This is a genomic window from Yersinia sp. 2542 StPb PI (genome assembly GCF_048593855.1).
GTDB lineage: Bacteria > Pseudomonadota > Gammaproteobacteria > Enterobacterales > Enterobacteriaceae > Yersinia > Yersinia enterocolitica_E.
Genome location: NZ_JAZGQA010000336.1, coordinates 1 through 2,206 on the forward strand (window position 1 = coordinate 1; position 2,206 = coordinate 2,206).

A 2,206-nucleotide genomic window follows, 5' to 3' on the forward strand; every position below is an offset into this window, starting at 1 on the left:
GACACATCATCAGCTCACAGAGGATATATGGCAGATAACGAAGAGAAAAAAGGATTACACCGTGGGTTGGAAGCCCGGCATATCGAACTGATAGCGTTAGGTGGGACAATTGGCGTCGGGTTGTTTATGGGGTCAGCCAGCACCCTAAAATGGGCCGGGCCTTCGGTATTGCTGGCTTATATCATTGCTGGCTTATTTGTATTCTTTATTATGCGGGCCATGGGCGAAATGCTTTATCTGGAGCCGGTTGCCGGCTCCTTTGCCGTCTATGCCCATAAGTATCTTAGCCCCTATTTCGGCTATCTAACGGCTTGGGGTTATTGGTTTATGTGGATAGCGGTGGGGATATCAGAAATTACCGCGATTGGGGTATACGTTCAGTTTTGGTTCCCAGAAATTCCACAATGGTTACCTGCGATTGCCGGGGTGGCCATAGTGGCGCTGGCTAATCTGGCGGCGGTTAGATTATATGGTGAGCTGGAGTTCTGGTTCGCGATGATCAAGGTTACCACCATCATTGTGATGATTTTGGTGGGGCTGGGCGTTATCTTCTTCGGTTTTGGTAATCACGGACAAGCGATTGGTTTTGATAACCTGACAGCCCATGGCGGCTTTTTTGCCGGCGGGTGGAAAGGGTTCATGTTTGCTTTGTGTATTGTGGTGGCGTCCTATCAGGGGGTTGAGCTGGTGGGCATCACCGCCGGTGAGGCTAAAAACCCGCAAGTGACATTAAAGCGAGCCATTAATAATATTTTATGGCGCATCCTGATTTTCTATGTTGGCGCGATATTTGTCATTGTCACTATCTTCCCGTGGAATGGTATCGGCACGGAAGGCAGCCCGTTTGTCCTGACATTTGCCAAGATTGGGATAGTTTCAGCTGCGGGTATTATTAACTTCGTGGTGCTGACTGCGGCACTGTCAGGCTGTAACAGCGGTATGTATAGCGGCGGGCGTATGTTGTATGCACTGGCGAAAAATCGCCAGTTACCTGCCTGCCTGACTAAACTGTCGGCCAGCGGTGTGCCAGTTTACTGTATTGCGGTGACGATTCTGTGTCTGCTAGTGGGGTCAAGCCTTAATTACATTATTCCAAATCCACAGCAGGTGTTTGTCTATGTTTACAGTGCCAGTGTATTACCGGGCATGGTGCCGTGGTTTGTGGTCCTCGTTAGCCAGCTGCGTTTCCGCCAGGTACATAAAGAAGCGTTAAAGCAGCATCCGTTTAAATCCATCATGTTCCCGTATGTAAACTATCTAACTATCGCTTTCTTGATATGTGTACTGGTCGGGATGGGGATTAACCCTGATACCCGTTTATCTTTGTTAGTCGGGGTGATTTTCCTTGGATTGGTGTCGGCATGTTATTTCGGACTGAGAATGCATAAACACAACGTTGCTGAAACATCTCCAAAGTAATTGGCGTTGTAGGTAGGCCGCAAGCGAATGACGAATCTGCTGGGAACCGATTTGAATGCTGCTTGCAGTAGTAGCCTAGAGGCCCGGTCCATGGAAGGGCCGGGTACCGAGAGCAGTGAACATCCTTGCGGCTTCAAGTATGAAGGGGATAAAACGTCTATAAAACCAGCGAACAAGGCGAGGTGGGGCTATTAATGGCTAACTTTTGCGGCAGAGTGTGCAAAGCGTAAGCAAACACACCATTTCTTCTAAAAAAGCACTAGACAGCCAAGTATTAAAACCGTAGTATCCTCACCCGCAACGGCGCTAAGCGCCCGTAGCTCAGCTGGATAGAGCGCTGCCCTCCGGAGGCAGAGGTCTCAGGTTCGAATCCTGTCGGGCGCACCATTAATTTTGTGTGCAAGAGCTGCGGTGGTAAGATTGCCGCGTACGACGAAGTAAGCTGTAAAGAAGTTATGGTGGCTATAGCTCAGTTGGTAGAGCCCTGGATTGTGATTCCAGTTGTCGTGGGTTCGAGCCCCATTAGCCACCCCAAATTTTGTGGAACATGCGATGGTGGCGGAATTGGTAGACGCGCTAGCTTCAGGTGTTAGTGTCCTTACGGACGTGAGGGTTCAAGTCCCTCCCTTCGCACCACACAAACATGTAGATATTCATTAATATTTACATGGACATAGGTCGAGAGACCATGTAGAGTGAACAGTAAGAAATCGGCGAGTAGCGCAGCTTGGTAGCGCAACTGGTTTGGGACCAGTGGGTCGGAGGTTCGAATCCTCTCTCGCCGACC

At 49.6% G+C, this 2,206-nt stretch carries 1 protein-coding gene and 4 tRNA genes; all 5 read left to right on the forward strand.

Translation table 11 applies throughout. The annotated features are described in order from the left end of the window. Positions 1-27 precede the first annotated feature (27 nt). The 5 genes from thrP to V1952_RS21345 all read left to right on the forward strand — a co-directional run bounded on the left by thrP (position 28) and on the right by V1952_RS21345 (position 2,204). Positions 28-1,419, forward strand: coding sequence for a bifunctional threonine/serine APC transporter ThrP (gene thrP / locus V1952_RS21325; protein WP_083161890.1), 1,392 nt, complete (start codon positions 28-30; stop codon positions 1,417-1,419). Positions 1,420-1,729: 310 nt separating this feature from the next. Beyond that, positions 1,730-1,806 (forward strand) — tRNA-Arg (locus V1952_RS21330). A 71-nt stretch (positions 1,807-1,877) separates the two neighbouring features. After that, positions 1,878-1,953 (forward strand) — tRNA-His (locus V1952_RS21335). Between the two features lie 15 nt (positions 1,954-1,968). Next, positions 1,969-2,055: transfer RNA gene (locus V1952_RS21340), tRNA-Leu, on the forward strand. A 75-nt stretch (positions 2,056-2,130) separates the two neighbouring features. Then, a tRNA-Pro gene (locus V1952_RS21345) sits at positions 2,131-2,204 on the forward strand. Positions 2,205-2,206: the final 2 nt, after the last annotated feature.